The organism is Mesorhizobium sp. AR07 (genome assembly GCF_024746815.1).
Classification (GTDB): Bacteria; Pseudomonadota; Alphaproteobacteria; order Rhizobiales; family Rhizobiaceae; genus Mesorhizobium.
On the sequence record NZ_CP080525.1, the window covers coordinates 2,595,340 to 2,613,352 of the forward strand.

Consider the following 18,013-nt stretch of genomic DNA (forward strand, 5'->3'; position numbering starts at 1 on the left):
GAACTCTCTACTCCGCCGCTTCGCGGTGCACCTCGATACCGGCCAGATACTTCTCCGCCTCGAGTGCCGCCATGCAGCCGAGCCCCGCCGCCGTCACCGCCTGGCGGTAGATGTCGTCGGTCACGTCGCCTGCCGCGAACACGCCGGGCACGTCGGTGCGGGTCGAATCCGGCGCCGTCCACAGATAGCCGTTCGGCTTCTGCTTCAGCTTGCCGGCGAAAAGCTCGACCGCCGGCGCGTGGCCGATCGCCACGAACACGCCGTCGACCTTGAGGTGCGTTTCCTGACCCGTGACCGCGTTGCGCAGCTTCAGCCCTTCGACCGACGGCGGCAGTGGCGTCTTGCCGGGACGGCCGGTGATCTCGTCGACGATCGTGTCCCAGATGACGCGGACATTTTCCTTCTTCAGGAGCCGTTCGCGCAGGATGCGTTCGGCGCGGAAATCGCTGCGCCTGTGGATGACCGTCACGCTCTTGGCCAGGTTCGACAGATAGAGCGCCTCTTCAACCGCGGAATTGCCGCCGCCGATCACCGCGACATCCTTGCCGCGATAGAAGAAGCCGTCGCAGGTGGCGCAGGCCGACACGCCGAAGCCCATGAAGGTCTGTTCGGTCGGAATGCCCAGCCATTTGGCTTGAGCGCCGGTGGCGATGATCAGCGCGTCGGCGGTATAGGTGGTGCCGGAATCGCCCTTGGCGCGGAACGGCCGCACATTGAGATCGACCTCGGTGATGATGTCGTTGATGATGTCGGTGCCGACATGCTCTGCCTGCTTCAGCATCTGCTCCATCAGCCACGGACCCTGGATGGGGTCGGCGAAGCCGGGATAATTCTCGACATCGGTGGTGATCATCAGCTGGCCGCCCTGCTGCAGGCCGGCGACAAGCATCGGCTTCAGCATGGCGCGGGCCGCGTAGACCGCCGCCGTGTAGCCGGCCGGGCCGGAACCGATGATGAGAACGGGCGCGTGCTTGGTGGTCATCTAGAAGCCTCTGCGGAGGATTGCCGGCGATTGCGGCATGGAAACTCGTCGCTGTCGCGCGTAATGTAAGTGTTGCCCACGACGCCAGCAAGGCAAGTTGGCGTTCGTCCCCGGAAAGCTTTGTCGCACCCTGTCGCTGTGTTGATCCTAGAAATATTCCGAGCGAGGGATGGAATGGACAGCGAAGTCGTTTAATTACAAAATCACGCAAGATTCTTACGCGTTGCCCCGACTTCTCGAGAGCCCTCATGCCGCTCAAGGCCGACCTCGACGCCATCGACTGGAAGATCCTGCGCGAACTTCAAGCCGATGGGCGCATGACCAATGTCGAACTGTCGAACCGCGTCGGCATTTCGGCGCCGCCATGCCTGCGTCGCGTCAAACGGCTGGAGGAAGCCGGCATCATCCGCGGCTACCGCGCCCTGCTCAATGCGCCGGCGCTCGGCCTCGATGTCGTCGCCTTCTGCCTGATCGGCCTGCATCACCAGGCCGACGCCGAGCTGCGCACCTTTGCCGAGCGCACCCGAGGCTGGCCGATCGTGCGCGACGCCTGGATGGTGTCGGGGGAATCCGATTTCCTGCTGCATTGCGTGGCGAGCGACCTCGGCGCCTTCCAGACCTTCGTTATCGAGGAGCTGACTTCGACTCTGAATGTCGACACGGTGCGCACCGCGCTCACCATCCGCCGGGTCAAGGACGAAGGCCTGGTCTCGTTTGCACAGCCTTGAAACGGTCGACCGGCAGCACCACGTCGTGCCTGGCCGATGCGAATTCCCGTTTCGTCATACCAGGGCCGCTTTCGCATTCGACAGGCTCTGGTGTAGAAAGCCGGGGCGTTCTGCCGGACCCGGCCGCCTAGTTGGTTTCCTAAGGCGATTTCAGGGAAAGTGTGTACGGTTTTTCGTCCGGAGTCGCGTAAGAACAGATGGCGCAAGCTGCGCAAATTCCCAGAACAGCGTGCCGTAGAGTGGGATCATGACTCGATTTTCTAGCCCGGTTTCGGCGCTTGTCATCTGCATGAACGAAGCCGACATGATCGGACCGTGCCTGGAAAGCGTCGACTTCTGCGCCGAGATCATCATCGTTGATTCAGGTTCGACGGATAACACCCTGGACGTCATTCAGGAGTTCATCGCCAAGGGCTATCCGATAAGGCTGTTTCACAACGACTGGCCGGGTTTTCCACGCCAGCGACAATTCACGCTCGATCAAGCCACGCAGCCATGGTGCCTTTCGATTGAAGCCGATGAGGCCGTCGACGACCTGCTCAGGCAGTCGATCGTGGCCGTGACGCAGCCTCAAAATGACGCCATCGACGGATGGTACGTAAGACGCCGCGACAAGCTGAAAGGCTATGGCTATGCGCACCGCTGGGTGCTGCACAACAGGCTGCTGCGTCTTTTCCGCCGTGACAAGGCCACCATGGACCTTGACTTGCGGGTCCATGAATCGTTCGAGGTGCCGGGCCAAACCAACACGATTGAAAGCGGCGTGTTGCTGCATCGCCGCGAAATCACTGTCGCGGAGGATCTGGCAAGAGCCAACACGTACTCCAGCCTCAAAGTTGCCACGCTGGTCGAGAGAGGCAAGAAGCCCGGCCTGACAAAACTGGTGCTGTCGCCGTTCGGCAACTTCCTGAAATTCTACCTGGCCAAGCGCTATTTCCTGTGCGGCCGACATGGGTTCGTCTATTCAATGATGGTGATGGTGTATTCGTTCGCCACAGAGGCCAAGCTTTACGAAGCGTCGCGAGACAATGATCGGGCGAGCCATCACGGCCGGCCTGACACGGCGCCTAGTGCCGCTATTGCGGCGAGCAGGCCGCCGAAATCCTCGCGGTCGCGCCAGGGCCAGACTGTGAAACCCGATTGAACAGCCGATTCGCCATCGACCAGCCAGCCCCGTGAGAGGCCGGCGCGCCGTCCCGCCTCCATGTCCGCCGGCTTGTCGCCGACGATCAGCGAGCGCGGCAGATCGAGCCCGAGACGTTTGCCCGCCTCCAGCAGCATACCCGGATTGGGCTTGCGCATCGGATGATCGGCGATCGCAAGCGGCCCCTCGCCTGCCTCGTGATAGGCACAGGCCAAGACCATGTCGACGGACGCGTTGTCGGCGCGCAACAAGTCGAGCACGCGGCCGTTGACCGCGGCGAACTCGCTCCAGCCAAAATAGCCGCGCGCGATGCCAGACTGGTTGGTGACGACGATGACGGGAATGCCGGCCCGGTTGGCGGCACCGATCGCCGCGGCGATATCGTCGCACAGCACCATCTTGGCCGGATCATCGGGATAGCCGGTATCGACGTTGACGGTACCGTCGCGGTCGAGGAACAGCGCCGGCGCGCCGGCGGGAAACACCCTCGAACCGACCCGCTCGACCCACAGGCCGGGCTCCGCCAGCGGATAGGGGCCGGACGTCGTGGCATCCGTGTCAGCCATTGCTGAGACGCGCTTCGACCACCTCGCACAGGTGGTGGTAGAGGCACAAATGCCCCTGCTGGATGATCGGCGTCGAGGTCGACGGCACATTGAGCAGGATGTCGGACAGCGGCTTGAGCTTGCCGCCGGTGTCGCCGGTCAGGCTGATCACCGTCATGCCCATCATCCGCGCCTGTTCGGCGGCGGCGAGGATGCTCGGCGAATTGCCGCTGGTCGAGATCGCCAGCAGCACGCCGCCGGACGAGCCATGCGCCTCGACCTGGCGCGAAAACACCGTGTCGAAGCCGTAGTCGTTGCCCCAGGCGGTCAGCACCGCCGCATTGGCCGGCAGTGCGATGACATTGTAGGCCTTGCGCTCTTTCAGGAAGCGGCCGACCAGTTCGCCGGCAATGTGGATGGCATCGCTGGCCGAGCCGCCATTGCCGCAGATCAGCAGGGCTTTCCCCGACGAAAGGGCCGTCACGACGGCGCTCGCCGCCCGCTCCATCTCGCTGGTCAGGTCACGCTCGACCATAGCGGAAATCGCAGCCGCGGAGCGGACCAGGTAATCGTTCAGTTCAGACATGAAACCCTCAGTTCGTGGTGCCGCCGGCACGCAATTTGCCGATGGTGCTGGTGGTGCTCTTGCCGGCGACGAGATCGACCAGCACGACGCGCCCGCCAGCCTTCTGCACCACATCGGCGCCGACCACGGTGTCGATCGTGTAATCGGCGCCCTTGACCAGTATGTCGGGCAGCAGGGCTTCGATCAGCGCCAGCGGCGTATCCTCCTCGAACACCACGACCGCATCGACCGAGGCAAGGGCTGCGAGCACGCAGGCGCGATCATGCTGGTCGTTCACCGGCCGCCCCGCGCCCTTCAGCCGCCGCACCGAGGCATCGCTATTGAGGCCAAGCACCAGCCGGTCGCACTGGCTGCGCGCCGCGTGCAAGAGACTGACATGGCCGGCATGCAGGATGTCGAAACAGCCATTTGTGAAGCCGACGCTCAAGCCCTCTTCCTTCCACGCCGCCACCATGCGTGCGGCTGATGTGGCGTCTAGGATGGCATCCTTGTGGGCGGTCGGTCCATGCGAGCGGAACAGCGCGCCGGTAAGCTCCTCGACCGTCAGCCGCGCGGTGCCGCGCTTGCCCACCACGACGCCGCCGGCTGCGTTGGCGATCGAGGCAGCCGCGACAGGGTCAGCACCTGCCGCCAGCGCCAGCGCGAAGCTCGCGATCACCGTGTCGCCGGCGCCCGAGACGTCGAACACTTCGCGCGCCTGGGTGGCGATGTGGCGCGCCTCGGTCGGGGCGACCACGCTCATGCCCTTTTCGCTGCGCGTCGCGACGACGAAGTCGAAGCCATGCGCCGAAATCAGCTGGCGCGCCGCCGCCACGATCTCGTCATCGGCGAACACCGCGTGGCCGACAGCCTCGCCAAGCTCCTTTCGATTGGGGGTGATGGCTGTCGCCCCGGCATAACGCGCATAGTCGCGGCCCTTCGGGTCGACCAGGACCAGCTTTCCCGCCTCACGGCAGATAGCGATCAGGTCGCCGGCGACGCCATCGAGCAATATGCCCTTGCCGTAGTCGGACAGGATGACGATGTCGGCGCGCGTCAGTGCCGCGCGGAAATGCTGGATCAGGCCGGCGCGCTCCGCGGCGCCGAGCGGCTTGATTTCCTCCTCGTCGAACCGCAGCACCTGCTGGTTGAGCGCGCTGAAGCGGCTTTTCGACGAGGTCATGCGGCCACGCTCCTGCGCCAGGCCCACTGTCTCGGCGCCGAGTTCGCGCAGCATGCGCACCAGATTGTCGCCGGCCGCGTCAGCGCCGATCACCGACACCGGAATGGCGGACGCGCCAAGCGAGACGATGTTGGCGACGACATTGCCGGCGCCGCCCATCGTCGAGCTCTCGCCGCGCCCGTGCAGCACCGGGATCGGCGCTTCCGGCGAGATCCGCTCGATGACGCCGTTGACGAAACGGTCGAGGATGAAGTCGCCGACCACCAGCACGGTGGCCTGGCCGAACCGCGCAATGGCGCGGTGCAGGGGTTCGGGGGAAGGCGGATTGTGCTTGATCATGTCACTGGCAACGCGCGGGAAAGGCCGATCTCAATCTTGCTGATGGTCATCGATTGACGGGCCGGATCTTTCATGGCGAAGCCGATATACCGCAATTTCGCGCAGCGCAACGGCAGGACGTGACCGCGGTGGCCCCGGCGGTCAGCTCTTCTGCAAGGCAACGTGCACGCCCAATCCTACCAGAACCGCACCGCCGGCCCGCTGCATCAGGCGCTGCGCGCGGCTAGAGCGCCGCAGCCGGCCGATCACCGCGCCGGCCAGGAACACGCAGACGACATCGGCCGAAGAGAACATCAGGTTGACGATGGTGCCCAGCACGACGAACTGCAGCCAGACCGGAAACACCGCCGAGGCATCGATGAACTGCGGCAGGAACGCCATGAAGAAGATCGCCGTCTTGGGATTGAGCACCTCCACGGTGATGCTCTCGAAAAAAGCGCGCCGTGCCGATTTCCGCTCGATCGCGGGCAGCGCCGCATCGCCCTCGACGCGCTTGCGGAACAGGGCGACGCCAAGCCAGATCAGATAGAGCGCGCCGACCAGCTTGACCGCCATGTAGAGCGGCGGCACGGCGTGAAACAGCACCGACAGGCCGGCCGCGGCAGCGAAAACATGCACATAGCCGCCCAGGTGAATGCCAAGTGCCGCCGTCAGCCCGGACCAGCGGCCGCGCGCCATCGTTTGCGCGGCGGCGTAGAGCATCGCCGGGCCGGGAATATAGGCGAAGATCGCCGTGGTGGCGAAAAACGCGACAAGCAGTTCGGTCGACGGCATTCTTTTGTCCTCGCGATCATGCCGGGCGGCACAAACCAACTGAAGCGGAAGCTTTGCGGCGCCACTGTGACATCCGCTCCGCTGCCTGCTTTGTCGACAGCCCACCCTGCCTCCCTTATAAGGGCCGGAATCGACAAGCGAAACGCGTATCAGGGTCAACAACATGATCATCGTTACGGGCGGCGCCGGCATGATCGGCTCCAACATCGTCGCCGCGCTCAACGCCGAAGGGCATGACGACATCCTCGTCGTCGACGACCTCACCGACGGCCACAAGATCGTCAATCTCGCTGATCTCAGGATCGCCGACTATCTCGACAAGGACGATTTCCTGTCTCGCATGGAGGCCGGTTCACTCGGCCGCATCGAGGCCGTCTTCCATCAAGGCGCCTGCTCGACCACCACCGAATGGAACGGCAAGTTCATGATGGGGGTGAATTACGCCTTCTCGAAGCGGCTGCTGCATGCCTGCCAGGCGCTGCGCGTACCCTTCCTCTACGCCTCCTCGGCTTCCGTCTATGGCGGCGGCTCGGAATTTCGCGAGGACCCGGCGCTCGAGCGGCCGCTCAACGTCTACGCCTATTCCAAGAAGCTGTTCGACGACTATGTCAGGCGCACCGTCTTCGATACCGACCATTCGCAGGTTGCAGGCCTGCGCTACTTCAACGTCTATGGCCCGCGCGAGGCGCACAAGGGCACCATGGCTTCTGTCGCCTTCCATCTGTTCAACCAGGTCGAACGCGGCGAGAACCCGAAGCTGTTCGGCGCCTATGATGGGTTCGGACCTGGCGAACAAAGCCGCGACTTCATCCATGTCGGCGATGTCGCCGACGTCAATCTGTGGCTGTGGAAGCGCGGCGCGAGCGGCATCTTCAATTGCGGCACCGGCCGCGCCCAGCCCTTCCGCGCCATTGCCGAAACCGTCATCGACACGCTGGGCCAAGGGCAGATCGAGTTCATCGAATTCCCCGACAATCTCAAGGGCAGCTACCAGAGCTTCACGCAAGCTGATATGTCCCGTTTGCGCGCGGCCGGTTACAATGGCCAATTCCGGACAGTGGAAACCGGTGTCAGAGACTATGTCGAATGGCTGAAAGCCCAACGATCCTCGTGATCGGCCCACGCTGGGTGGGCGATATGGTGATGGCGCAGTGCCTGTTTTCGGCGCTGAAAGAGCTGTATCCCAACGCCGCGATCGATGTGCTGGCGCCGGCCTGGGCCGCACCGCTGGTCAAGCGCATGCCGGAGATACGCCAGCAGATCGACTTTCCGCTCAAACCCGGCGCGCTCGAATTCACCATTCGTCGCCGCTTCGGCCGCCTGCTGCGCGGCCGCTACGACATGGCCTATATCCTGCCGGGCAGCTGGAAATCGGCGCTGATCCCGTTCTTTGCCCGCATTCCGCGCCGTTTCGGCCATTTGCGCGAAATGCGCTATGGCCTGCTGACTGACATCGTGCCGCTGCCCGATGCCGTGAAGCGACGCACCGCGCAGGCCTATTTCAGTCTCGCCCAGGGCGGTAGCTTCCAGGCGCCCCGGCTGACAGTGGACGCGAAAAACCAGGCCGCCCTGCTCGATCGCTTCGGGCTCGCACCGCAGAAATTCGTGGCGCTGATGCCCGGTGCCGAATTCGGCCCGGCCAAGCGCTGGCCGAGCGAAAGCTATGCCGGGCTTGCCCGTGACTTCATGGACAAGGGTTTGAAGGTCGTGCTGTTCGGCTCGAAGAACGACCGCGACGTGACGGCTGAGATCGCCGCACTCGCACCCGGCGTTGTCGACCTCGCTGGCCAAACGCGGCTGGAGGATGCCATCGACCTGATCTCAGCGGCAAGGCTGGCGGTGTCCAACGACAGCGGGCTGATGCATGTCGCGGCGGGAGTCGGCACGCCGATCGTTGCCGTCTACGGCTCGACTTCGCCCGAAAATACGCCGCCAATGGCGGAACGCCGCGAACTGGTCTGGCTCGGCCTGTCCTGTTCGCCTTGCCACAAGAAGATCTGCCCGCTCGGCCATCTCAACTGCCTGAAGACGCTTGAGGTCGCACAGGTCGCGGCGGCGGCGGACCGGCTGCTGGAAATCCCGGCAGCCGCATGAAAGTGCTGATCGTCAAGACATCCTCGATGGGCGATGTCATCCACACCTTTCCCGCGGTCGAGGATGCCCGTCTTGTCAGGCCGGACGTGTCCTTCGACTGGTGCGTGGAAGAGGCATTCGCCGGCATCGTGGCGCTGCATCCGGCCATCGACAAGATCCACACGGTGGCGATCCGGCGCTGGCGCAAGGCGCTGCTCGACGGTGGCACCTGGCGCGAGGCGGCTTTGTTGCGCCGCACCTTGCGTGCGTGCCGTTATGACCTGGTCATCGATGCGCAAGGTCTGCTGAAATCCGCCCTGGTGGCAAGGCAGGCCGGCGCGCCGATTGCCGGCTTCGACCGCTCCAGCGCACGCGAACCTTCGGCAACCCTGTTATACGACGTCACCTACGCCGTGCCGCGTGACCTGCACGCCATCGAACGGACGCGGCGGCTGTTCGGGCTGGCGCTCGGCTATCAGCCCGATCTTTCGGCGCTGGACTCGGGCATCGTCCCGCTATCAGGCAATCTCGCCGGCATCGGCGGCAGAACCGCTTTCCTGCTGCACGGCACCAGCCGTGAGGACAAAAAATGGCCGGTCCAAGACTGGATCGAAACCGCCCGCCTGCTGGTTGAAAGGGGAATGACGCCGGTCACCACATGGTCGAACGAGCGTGAGAAAGCGGTGGCCGAAGCAATCGCGGAAGCTATTCCGTCAACGATAATGGTGCCCAAATCGCCACTGGCCGAAATTGCCGCCATCATCGGCCGCTCGACGCTGGTGATCGGCGCCGACACCGGCCTCACCCACCTCGCCAGTGCCTTCGGGCTGCCGACGGTTGCAGTGTTCCTGGCGACCGAGCCCGGCCTCACCGGCCCGCGCGGGCCATATGCGTCGACGCTTTTGGCCACAGCAGGTGGGCGTGTTGCGCCGGCGGACGTGGTGGCCGAGGCAGAGAGGCTATTGGTACTTCAATTGCAAGCGCCGGCTTAGGACTTTTCAGATTTCGCTCCGGCGAGTCGAATAGCGTGGTTTTCGAGAACCGGAGCGGAGCGTACTTAAAGTACGTGAGCACCGGAAGCGCAGAAAACCGCGCTAGTCGGCCGCCAGAGTAGAATTATCAAAGGTCCTAGATGAACTGCACCTGGACGATCTCATACCCCCTAGCGCCGCCGGGCGCATTGACCTCGATGGCGTCGCCGACTTCCTTGCCGATGAGCGCGCGCGCGATTGGCGAGGAGATCGAGATGCGGCCCGATTTCACGTCCGCTTCCTGGTCGCCGACGATCTGGTAGGTCTTCTTTTCCTCGGTGTCCTCGTCGACCAGCACCACGGTCGCGCCGAACTTGACCTTTTCGCCGCTGAGCTTGCTGACGTCGATCACTTCGGCGCGCGCGATATAATCTTCGAGCTCGTTGACACGGCCTTCATTGAGGCTCTGCGCCTCCTTGGCGGCATGATATTCGGCATTTTCGGAAAGATCGCCGTGCGAGCGCGCCTCGGAGATCGCCTCGATGATGCGTGGCCGCTCTTCCTGCTGGCGCCAGCGCAGCTCTTCCTTGAGCGACGCGAAACCTCCGCCTGTCATCGGGACCTTGTTCATGATGCCTGACCTTTCCTGCCGCCACCCCCGCGTTTCGGGGAAAGCCTTGTCGATGGGTACAAAAAGAAAACGGTCCGACAGCCTCGGGCTAACGGAACCGTTTCACCGCAATTTCCCTGAATATAGCAATCTTCGCGGGTTTTTCACGTCCAAAAATCGGTTTTGCAAAAATCATCTACGGCTTTAACAAATGCCGCCGCCTTTCACAAATGCCATCGCTGCTTTCGCAAATGCCGTGGCGGCAGATGTGAATTTTCGGATGGCCGGCAACAAAAATCCGGCCGCGATCGCTCGCGGCCGGATTGAGGAGCACTGCGGGTTGAATCAGCTCCTCATGAAATGATCGATCTGCTCCGACAGCATGCCGTATTCACGCGAACCCTTGCCGGTCCGCTTCTCGATCTCCATCAGCTGTTGCTGAGCGCCGGCCAGATCGCCGATCTGCAGATGCGCTTCGCCGAGATATTCGCGCACCAGCGTGTAGTTGGGATCGATGCGCAGCGCTTCCTCGTAATAGCCGAGGCCGACCGTGACGCGACCGGAATGGCGGTGCGAATAGCCGAGATAGTTGAGGATGCGCGGATCCTGCTTGTTGGCGGCAAGGCTGAGCACGGCGATCGCCTCGTCATAACGCCCTGCCATCGCCAGCGCGTGACCGGCATCATAGATGCTGTCGTCGTCCAGCATGCCTTCCTTAGGCGGTACGCATTTCTGCTTCTTCTTGTCCCAGACCTCCCCCTTTTTGCACTGGGTGGTGGTCTGATCGCTGCCACCGCTACTGCCGGCGGCGAACGCCGGAACGGCAAGGAACTGCAGCGCGACAAGGGCAGTCGCCGCCTGGATCAGCATTCTTTTATGCATCGAAGCCTCCTTGGGGGTGAGAATGCAACACTAACGCCGGGTGCCGGCCGTTTCATCCCGGAAAAAAGTAGCGGGGCGAAGATCGCGTGACGGCTGCTGCAAATCGGCTATCATCCGGCAAACGACCTGACGGAGACGGCCCGTGCAGCGGCGGCTTGAAAAGGATTGGGAGCTTTCGATCGGCCCAGACACCGTGCGCCTGTTCATCCTCAAGGCCAAGGCGCTGAGTGCCGCCGTCAACGAGGACTATGCTGACGGCGCCGAGCATGAGGTCGAGCTTGACGGCGAGGCGCATGCCAACCACCATCATGACGGCCTTGCCGAGGAAAGTTCGGAAAACTTGACCGAGGAAGAGCTGCGCGAGCTGATCAACGACCTCAATGTCGATGAAGCAGCCGAACTGGTCGCGCTGGCCTGGGTCGGTCGCGGCGACTACGATGCCTCCGAATGGACGGACGCGGTGACGGCGGCGCGAGAACGCGCCAACAAGCGCACGGCAAAATACCTGCTTGGCATGCCGCTGCTTGCGGACTGGCTGGAGGAAGGGCTGGAAGCGATCGGCGCGTAACGTCGCGGTTACTGTTCGTGATGGCGCCAAGGCAACCTCCTTGCGTTGGCGCCGTTGAGGGCGATGGGGTCGTTTGTCTTTTCCAGAACATGCAAAATAGCGCTGGTCATGGCCGTCACAGCTTTGCTGGTTGCGCCGGCTGACGCCAGACAGCGCCATCGCCACCACAAGCCGCTGACCATGCGGGTGGAGCAGCCGCTGACACCACGGGTCGGGCAGCCGCTGAAGCCCCGGGGCAAGCAACCGCTAAAGCGGCGGATCGAGCGGCAGGTCACGCCGAGCCCGACACAGATACAGCAGAAAACCCAGGATCCAGTGCAGCAGCCACCAGCCGATGTTCCGGTGCCTGAGCCACGTCCCGACGACGCGCAGAAGGCCGACGCTTCAAAGACGGAGGAGCTGAAGACGCAAGCTCCAAAGAACGGCGGAGCCGGCCGGCTCAATGAAGAGGGCCGGTTGAACGAAGAAAAGTCCCATCAGAAAAAGCAGGCGCGGCCCGAACCGTCGGCCGATACGGAAAGTGAGCCGGAGCCGCCGGCCATAGCGCCGACGCCACCACAAAAACCTGCCGACGCGGAGCCCGGGGTTGAGCCGCCGGCCGTCGCCCCGCAGCCGCCGCAAAAGCCGGCCGATGCAGGCGACAAGAAAATGCTGCCCGACCCGCGCTCGGCCGATCTCCCCGACGAGAAAATGCCCGAAGAGGAAGTCGCTTGCCGCCAGCGGCTGAAGACGCTCGGCGTCGAATTCGAGGAACACAAGGCGGAAAGCAATCCCGAAATCGGCTGCTCGATCCCCTACCCGATCGTGTTGAAGACACTCGGCAAGTCGATCGCCATCGCCCCCGGCACCGAGCTCAATTGCCCGATGGCCGAGGCGGCGGCGCGTTTTGCCGCCGATGTCATCCAGCCGGCGGCAAAGGCCGAATTCGGCACCGATCTGAAATCGATCAGCCAGGCATCCGCCTTTGTCTGCAGGCCACGCCACGGCACACGAAAACTGTCGGAACATGCCTTCGGCAACGCGCTCGACATCGCCAGCTTCACGCTGTCGGACGGCAAGAAGATCGAGATCGGCCCATCGCCGCCGGAGAAGGATGCGAAATTCCTCAATGCCGTGCGCAAGGCCGCCTGCGGGCCGTTCAAGACCGTGCTTGGACCAGGCGCCGACGCCGACCATTCCTTGCATTTCCATCTCGACCTCGAGCCGCGTCGGCATGGCGGCACATTCTGCCAGTGATATTCCGCCGATGCGTGCCGCAATTCGGCCGCAGGCATGAACGCCGACGCAGAGTTTTCCTTTACCCTTGATCGTTAAAATGCCGGATATCCGTGAATGGGATTCCGCCAATGGCCGGCAAATTTCGCGCCGTTTTTTTAGCAGCCGCACGCCCATCGAAACTTGCAGCGATGATTGCCGCCGGCGTTGCCCTCGCGACGGTTTCGGCCTGCAACACCGGCAGCGTTCTGTCGCTCGAACCGGCCGTCGATGTCGGCTCGCAGACGGCAGCCGTGCCGCAATACACCGGCATGCAGAAGCTTGTTCCCTCCAACCCCTACATGACGCAGGCTGCCTATCCGCGCATGGATGAGCCGATGTCGCCGGTCGAGCAGATGCCGGCCAGCGAAACCGACTGCCGCCAGCAACTGAAGCGCCTCGACGTCGCCTACACCGACCTGGCGCCGATCCATGAAGGCCAGTGCGGCATCGATTATCCGGTCAAGGTCTCGGCCATCGGCAGCGTCCAGATGAAGCCCGCCGCGACGCTGACCTGCGACATGGCCGCGACCTTCGCCGGCTGGACCAGGAACGAACTCGTTCCCTCCGCCCGCTGGCGCTATTTCTCCGGCGTCAAGACCATCCACCAGGGCTCCAGCTATTCCTGCCGCAACATTGCTGGCGAGGGCGTCCTGTCCGAGCACGGCAAGGGCAACGCGCTCGATGTCATGAGCATCGAGCTCAACAATGGCGACGACATCGACGTGCGCAAGCCCGGCCTGTTCGCCTTCCGCACCCGCGGCTTCCTCAACAATGTGCGCGCCGACGGCTGCCAGTATTTCACCACCGTGCTTGGCCCCGGCTACAATTACGACCACCGCAACCATTTCCACTTCGACATCAAGAACCGCAAGAACGGTTATCGCGCCTGCCGCTAGGACGAAATCAGGCGTGATTGGTGTCGCTGGTCGACGCGACGATCTGCCTTGCCACGAGGTTCTGGATGCGCCAAAGATTCCGGTCGCGGATGCCGCTCTGCTCCAGCATGCCAACGGTTCGGAACAGATATTGTGCCGATGAGCCCCAATGCCCGGCGGCACGCGCCAGCGTCTGGGCGACCTGCTCCAGCGGCAGTTTACCGGCATAGGCCCTGCAATCCGGCGCGGCGACGAAAGCCAGCGCGATCAGCGGGCCGCTCGTGGTCTTGACCTTGATCCAGCGCGGTACGTTGGTCGGTGGGTTCGCATCGATCTCACGGCGCATCAGCTGGCCAAGTTGGCCGAAATGGTCTTCCGCAGGCAGTCGGTAGACGATCCCGTTGCAGCTGCCACCGCGATCAAGGGCCAGCATCAAAGCCGGCAAATCGCGCGTTCCGCGCCAGCGTGTCAGTTTCAGGCAGAATGAACGATGCCATCCCGGCGCCGTTGCGGGACGCTGTTCAACATGGGCGAATTCGGGATTCCAGATCAGCGAGCCGTAGGCAAAGATCCAAAGCGTTTCAGGCCGGTGCTGCAAAAGCAGCTGTTCGACGAGTTCATCGAACTCCGCATCGGTATGCTCACTGGTTCCGGGCTCTGGCCCGGGATCGGGCTCAACACGCTCAATGCCATTGGCCTGCGGCCTGCCAGCTTCCGCTCCATTGCTGCCCCGCGCAAAAACGATGGCCGATGATAGACCGGCGGCGCGCCGCTGGCCATTGATTTCGAGGGTCTGTCGGGCAACAGATATATCGCACGGATCGAGCGGCAGTGATGAGCCAGCGAAGTTTTTGGCGACGCGTTGCAATCTGGGTGGCGACCTTGCTGGCCGCCTATCTGGCGCTCGCCTATTTCGCCGTGCCGGAATTCTGGACGTTCCGCGATAGCGGCTTTCGCACCCAGCGCTTCGAGATGGTGACGCACACGCCGCAGGGCATTCCGGGCGACCCCATCAATGTCGGCTTGGTCGGCACCGAGAAGGAGGTGGTCCATGCCCTCGCCGTCGCCGGCTGGGACACTGCCGACGCCGTGACCTTGAAGACCGCGATCGAGATCGGTGAAAGCGTGCTGTTCAACCACCCCTATCCCGATGCGCCCGTCAGCCGGCTGCTGTTCGACGGCCGCGCCCAGGATCTCGCCTTTGAAAAACCGGTCGGCGGCAGCGCCGACCGGCGTCATCATGTCCGCTTCTGGCAGACCGGCGCGACCGGCGACGACGGCCGACCGCTATGGCTGGGCTCGGCCAGCTTCGATCGCGGCGTGGGGCTGAGCCACCATACCGGCGCCATCACCCACCGTATCGGCCCCGATATCGACGCCGAACGCGATTTCCTGATGCGCGACCTGGCCACCGCCGGCACGCTGATCTCGACCAGCGGCATCGCAAGTGTCGGCGCCACCAGCACCGGGCGCAATGGCGGCGGCGATCGCTATGTCACGGACGGCAGGGCGATTGTCGGCGTGTTGAAACAACTGCCGTGAGACCATGTGCCCTGAAAGCGGTCCCGGTTTTGGGACGACGAAATGTATCAGAACAAAGACTTAAGGCGTTGCGCACGACTCCGTTTGAACACGATGCGCTTTAACTATTTTCGAACACCGCGCCGCAATGCTATTGAGCCCTCATGCTATACGTCGAAATTGCTATCGTGGTCGTCCTCATCTGCGTGAACGGCCTTTTGTCGATGTCCGAACTCGCCATCGTCTCGTCGCGCCCGGCGCGGCTGAAAGCCATGATCGACCGTGGCGTCAACGGCGCCGGCCGCGCCCTCGAGCTTGGCTCCAATCCCGGCAAGTTCCTGTCCTCGGTGCAGATCGGCATCACTTTGGTCGGAGTTCTCTCCGGCGCGTTTTCGGGCGCCACGCTGGGCGACCGGCTGGCCACCTTCCTGGCCTCGAACGGCATGCGCGAAACCGTCGCCGATCCGCTCGGCGTCGGCATCGTCGTCGCCATCATCACCTATTTCTCGCTGATCGTCGGCGAGTTGGTGCCCAAGCAGATCGCCTTGCGCGATCCAGAGCGCGTTGCCGCCCGCGCCGCGCCGGCGATGACCATCCTCGCCACCATCTCGGCCCCCCTGGTCTTCCTGCTCGACATTTCCGGCCGCGCCATCCTGTGGCTGCTCGGCCAGCGCGGCGAAAGCGAGGAGAAGGTCACCGACGAGGAAATCAAGATGCTGGTCGCCGAGGCCGAGCATCACGGCACCATCGAATCCGACGAACGCCGCATGATCGCCGGCGTCATGCGGCTGGGCGACCGCGCCGTGCGCGCGGTGATGACGCCGCGCACCGAGGTCGACTGGATCAATTTGCAATCCGACGAGAGCGCCATCCGCAAGCTTTTGATGGAGACCCAGCATTCGCGCCTGCCGGCGGGCGACGGCGGCGTCGACGTCATGGTCGGTGTCGTTCAGACGCGCGACGTGCTCGCCGCACTGCTTGCCGGTCGTGCGCTCGACCCGCGGCGGCATGTGCGCGCCGCCCCCATCGTCTATGACCAGGCCGACGCCCTGGATGTGCTGCAGAAGCTCAAGGAATCCGACGTGCCGATGGCGCTGGTGCATGACGAATATGGCCACTTCGAAGGCATCGTCACCCCGGCCGACATTCTCGAAGCCATCACAGGCGTGTTCCGGGCGGACACCGACGCTGGCGACGAGGAGAATGCCGTCAAGCGCGAGGACGGCTCATGGCTGCTCGCCGGCTACATGCAGGCCGACGAGATGGCCGAGGTTCTCGGCATCGACCTGCCGGAAAACCGCGACTACGAGACCGTCGCCGGCTATGTGCTGGCGCACATGCATCATCTGCCGGCGACCGGCGAATGCGTCGACGCGCAGGGCTGGCGCTTCGAGGTGGTCGATCTCGACGGCCGCCGCATCGACAAGCTGATCGCCACCCGCCTGCCTGGCGCTCACCGCGAGGCGGTGCGTTGACGATCAAAACGACTCTTCGGACCAGCTCTGGAACATGAGCCCGGAAAGTGGAATCCGGCTTTCGGAAAATCACGTTCAAACAGGCAGATAAAGCCTGTTCCGTCCGCTCTCGAACACTTGCACTGCAAGATCGTTCAATCGGCCGATGATCAAGATCCCCTACCGTATGCGGGTGACGTTCCAAGAGAACTCGCCTCCGGAATCAAGGTCCAAGGGAATTTCAATGTCGACTGTTGTTGCTGCACTCGGCGGCAGTGGGGCCGGCGAATTTTATCGAGCTGGACGCCAACTTTTGGCGGTGTCCACTCCGGACCACCCGCGATAGGATCGTTCCATGCGCTCATCTCGCGGATGGGCCAAAGGGCTGCACTCGAACGGCAACCGATTGTAAAAAGTCGAGCGTCGCGTCAGGTGGCCGAAGGGTGATTTTCGATCGCCTGGCCGTGCACTGGCAGGCGCAGGGAGGCTTCAATGGTCCTTAATGTTCCCCGGGTCGACATCGCCACCGTGCCGATCGGCCTGCCTCCAAACGGCCGCAAGCTGGCGGTCCGGGGCATCGCCCGCTCGAGGCTGATCGCGGCCGACATTCGATACGGCCTGACGCAGGTCGGCCACAACGCGGAATTCCCCAGCTGGGACGATGCCTTCAGCATCGGCGTGCGCTTTAAGGATGAAACAAGCGATATCCACGTCGACGGTCGCAACTACTCGCATCCTCGCCGAAGAGGCGAAACCCATATGCTGTATCTGTCGGGGGTCGAGCACATCGATTTCAGCACCCCTCGCCACACGATCGAGACCTTGCTGCCGCGAAGTTTCATGCGTGAGATCGCCGACGATCTGGAAGTCCCGCATGTGACGCATCTCGGGCGGAGCCTTTTCCACGTAACCCGTGATCCCGTCATCAGGCATCTAGCCATGCGGATTCAACCTTTCTTCGACGCGCCCGAAACGCTCGATCCGCTGCTGGCCGACCATTTCATGTGGAGCCTTGGTATCCATGTCTGCGCACGCTATGGGGATCTCGCCATACGACGTCCCGTCACTGGCGGCTTGAGCACGTGGCAGCAGCGGCTTGCCAAGGAAGTGATCGAGACGAGTCTGGTAGGCGGTATCGGCCTCGCTGAGCTCTCCAGATTGTGTGGGCTGGGAACCAGCCAGTTCGCGCACGCCTTTAGAAAGTCAAACGGCATGGCGCCCTATCAGTGGCTGGTGAACCGTCGGGTTGACCGGGCGAAGGAAATGCTTGCCGGAACGGCCTCTCTGGCCGACATCGCGCTCGCAAACGGCTTCGCCGACCAGAGTCATCTGACACGCGTCTTCTCGCGTCAGGTGGGCCTCACGCCCGGTAAATGGCGGATCTCGCTTCACTGAGTCGCATCATTGGCTTCCCAGAAGCATCGACGCGTCAGGCGCGGCTCATTGTCGGTTTCCACAACAAGCAGGTATTTGAACTTTTTATCGCACACCTGTCGATTCCGCCGGGACCCGTTCGTCGTATGATCGAACCAACCCAACCAA

General features: G+C 63.2%; 20 protein-coding genes. 12 read left to right on the forward strand and 8 right to left on the reverse strand.

All coding sequences use genetic code 11. From position 1 onward, the window contains the following. Positions 1–7: 7 nt before the first annotated feature. Positions 8–982, reverse strand: coding sequence for a thioredoxin-disulfide reductase (trxB, locus tag BPNPMPFG_RS13320; RefSeq protein ID WP_258595858.1), 975 nt, complete (start codon positions 980–982; stop codon positions 8–10). Between the two features lie 248 nt (positions 983–1,230). Between trxB and BPNPMPFG_RS13325 the strand changes: the two genes are divergently transcribed. Together BPNPMPFG_RS13325 and BPNPMPFG_RS13330 are read left to right on the forward strand one after the other, a co-directional pair. Continuing rightward, positions 1,231–1,710 carry an Lrp/AsnC family transcriptional regulator gene (locus BPNPMPFG_RS13325; RefSeq protein ID WP_258595860.1) on the forward strand — a complete coding sequence of 160 codons (480 nt, stop codon included), beginning with the start codon at positions 1,231–1,233 and terminating at the stop codon, positions 1,708–1,710. 247 nt (positions 1,711–1,957) lie between these two features. Beyond that, the gene (locus BPNPMPFG_RS13330; RefSeq protein WP_258595861.1) at positions 1,958–2,854 is read left to right on the forward strand and encodes a glycosyltransferase family 2 protein; all 897 of its coding nucleotides are present in this window, start codon (positions 1,958–1,960) and stop codon (positions 2,852–2,854) included. Here the strand turns inward: BPNPMPFG_RS13330 and BPNPMPFG_RS13335 are convergent. The 4 genes from BPNPMPFG_RS13335 to BPNPMPFG_RS13350 form a co-directional block, all read right to left on the reverse strand. After that, on the reverse strand, positions 2,755–3,420 hold the full coding sequence (locus tag BPNPMPFG_RS13335; protein WP_258595863.1) for an HAD family hydrolase: 666 nt from the start codon (positions 3,418–3,420) through the stop codon (positions 2,755–2,757). The two genes, BPNPMPFG_RS13330 and BPNPMPFG_RS13335, sit on opposite strands and share 100 nt — an antisense overlap. Further along, the gene (locus BPNPMPFG_RS13340; protein WP_258595864.1) at positions 3,413–3,985 is read right to left on the reverse strand and encodes a D-sedoheptulose-7-phosphate isomerase; all 573 of its coding nucleotides are present in this window, start codon (positions 3,983–3,985) and stop codon (positions 3,413–3,415) included. The genes BPNPMPFG_RS13335 and BPNPMPFG_RS13340 overlap by 8 nt, the downstream gene beginning before the upstream one ends. A gap of 7 nt (positions 3,986–3,992) precedes the next feature. After that, positions 3,993–5,486 (reverse strand): D-glycero-beta-D-manno-heptose-7-phosphate kinase, encoded by a 1,494-nt coding sequence (rfaE1, locus tag BPNPMPFG_RS13345; RefSeq protein ID WP_258595865.1) that lies wholly within the window; start codon positions 5,484–5,486, stop codon positions 3,993–3,995. Positions 5,487–5,627: 141 nt separating this feature from the next. Continuing rightward, positions 5,628–6,260 carry a LysE family translocator gene (locus BPNPMPFG_RS13350; protein ID WP_258595866.1) on the reverse strand — a complete coding sequence of 211 codons (633 nt, stop codon included), beginning with the start codon at positions 6,258–6,260 and terminating at the stop codon, positions 5,628–5,630. 163 nt (positions 6,261–6,423) lie between these two features. Here BPNPMPFG_RS13350 and rfaD point away from each other — a divergent pair, with 163 nt between their 5' ends. The 3 genes from rfaD to waaC are packed head-to-tail and all read left to right on the forward strand — an operon-like array spanning position 6,424 to position 9,325. Continuing rightward, complete coding sequence (gene rfaD / locus BPNPMPFG_RS13355) at positions 6,424–7,374, forward strand: ADP-glyceromanno-heptose 6-epimerase (protein WP_258595868.1); 951 nt, start codon at positions 6,424–6,426, stop codon at positions 7,372–7,374. Then, positions 7,347–8,354 carry a lipopolysaccharide heptosyltransferase II gene (gene waaF, locus BPNPMPFG_RS13360; protein WP_258595869.1) on the forward strand — a complete coding sequence of 336 codons (1,008 nt, stop codon included), beginning with the start codon at positions 7,347–7,349 and terminating at the stop codon, positions 8,352–8,354. The genes rfaD and waaF overlap by 28 nt, the downstream gene beginning before the upstream one ends. Next, complete coding sequence (waaC, locus tag BPNPMPFG_RS13365) at positions 8,351–9,325, forward strand: lipopolysaccharide heptosyltransferase I (RefSeq protein WP_258595871.1); 975 nt, start codon at positions 8,351–8,353, stop codon at positions 9,323–9,325. Before waaF ends, waaC begins: the two co-directional genes overlap by 4 nt. A 136-nt stretch (positions 9,326–9,461) precedes the next feature. Here waaC and greA read toward each other — a convergent pair whose 3' ends face one another. Beyond that, the gene (gene greA, locus BPNPMPFG_RS13370; RefSeq protein ID WP_258595873.1) at positions 9,462–9,935 is read right to left on the reverse strand and encodes a transcription elongation factor GreA; all 474 of its coding nucleotides are present in this window, start codon (positions 9,933–9,935) and stop codon (positions 9,462–9,464) included. A gap of 324 nt (positions 9,936–10,259) precedes the next feature. Beyond that, on the reverse strand, positions 10,260–10,796 hold the full coding sequence (locus BPNPMPFG_RS13375; protein WP_258595874.1) for a tetratricopeptide repeat protein: 537 nt from the start codon (positions 10,794–10,796) through the stop codon (positions 10,260–10,262). Between the two features lie 142 nt (positions 10,797–10,938). Between BPNPMPFG_RS13375 and BPNPMPFG_RS13380 the strand changes: the two genes are divergently transcribed. From BPNPMPFG_RS13380 to BPNPMPFG_RS13390, 3 genes are all read left to right on the forward strand, one after another. Then, positions 10,939–11,364, forward strand: coding sequence for a DUF3775 domain-containing protein (locus BPNPMPFG_RS13380; protein ID WP_258595875.1), 426 nt, complete (start codon positions 10,939–10,941; stop codon positions 11,362–11,364). A gap of 186 nt (positions 11,365–11,550) precedes the next feature. Further along, the gene (locus BPNPMPFG_RS13385; protein WP_258596734.1) at positions 11,551–12,600 is read left to right on the forward strand and encodes an extensin family protein; all 1,050 of its coding nucleotides are present in this window, start codon (positions 11,551–11,553) and stop codon (positions 12,598–12,600) included. 110 nt (positions 12,601–12,710) lie between these two features. Beyond that, positions 12,711–13,517, forward strand: a complete 807-nt coding sequence (locus BPNPMPFG_RS13390) for an extensin-like domain-containing protein (RefSeq protein WP_258595876.1) — start codon at positions 12,711–12,713, stop codon at positions 13,515–13,517. Positions 13,518–13,524: 7 nt separating this feature from the next. Here the strand turns inward: BPNPMPFG_RS13390 and BPNPMPFG_RS13395 are convergent, their stop codons facing one another. After that, positions 13,525–14,094: a gamma-glutamylcyclotransferase gene (locus tag BPNPMPFG_RS13395; protein ID WP_258595877.1), complete on the reverse strand. Its 570-nt coding sequence runs from the start codon at positions 14,092–14,094 to the stop codon at positions 13,525–13,527. Here BPNPMPFG_RS13395 and BPNPMPFG_RS13400 point away from each other — a divergent pair. The 4 genes from BPNPMPFG_RS13400 (at position 14,023) to BPNPMPFG_RS13415 (ending at position 17,866) form a co-directional block, all read left to right on the forward strand. Continuing rightward, the gene (locus tag BPNPMPFG_RS13400; protein WP_258597107.1) at positions 14,023–14,250 is read left to right on the forward strand and encodes a hypothetical protein; all 228 of its coding nucleotides are present in this window, start codon (positions 14,023–14,025) and stop codon (positions 14,248–14,250) included. The two genes, BPNPMPFG_RS13395 and BPNPMPFG_RS13400, sit on opposite strands and share 72 nt — an antisense overlap. Positions 14,251–14,330: 80 nt before the next feature. Next, entirely contained in the window at positions 14,331–15,038 is a 708-nt protein-coding gene (locus BPNPMPFG_RS13405) for an LssY C-terminal domain-containing protein (protein WP_258595878.1), read from the forward strand. 143 nt (positions 15,039–15,181) lie between these two features. Beyond that, complete coding sequence (locus tag BPNPMPFG_RS13410) at positions 15,182–16,492, forward strand: hemolysin family protein (protein WP_258595879.1); 1,311 nt, start codon at positions 15,182–15,184, stop codon at positions 16,490–16,492. Positions 16,493–16,999: 507 nt separating this feature from the next. Next, complete coding sequence (locus BPNPMPFG_RS13415) at positions 17,000–17,866, forward strand: helix-turn-helix domain-containing protein (RefSeq protein WP_258595880.1); 867 nt, start codon at positions 17,000–17,002, stop codon at positions 17,864–17,866. Positions 17,867–18,013 lie beyond the last annotated feature (147 nt).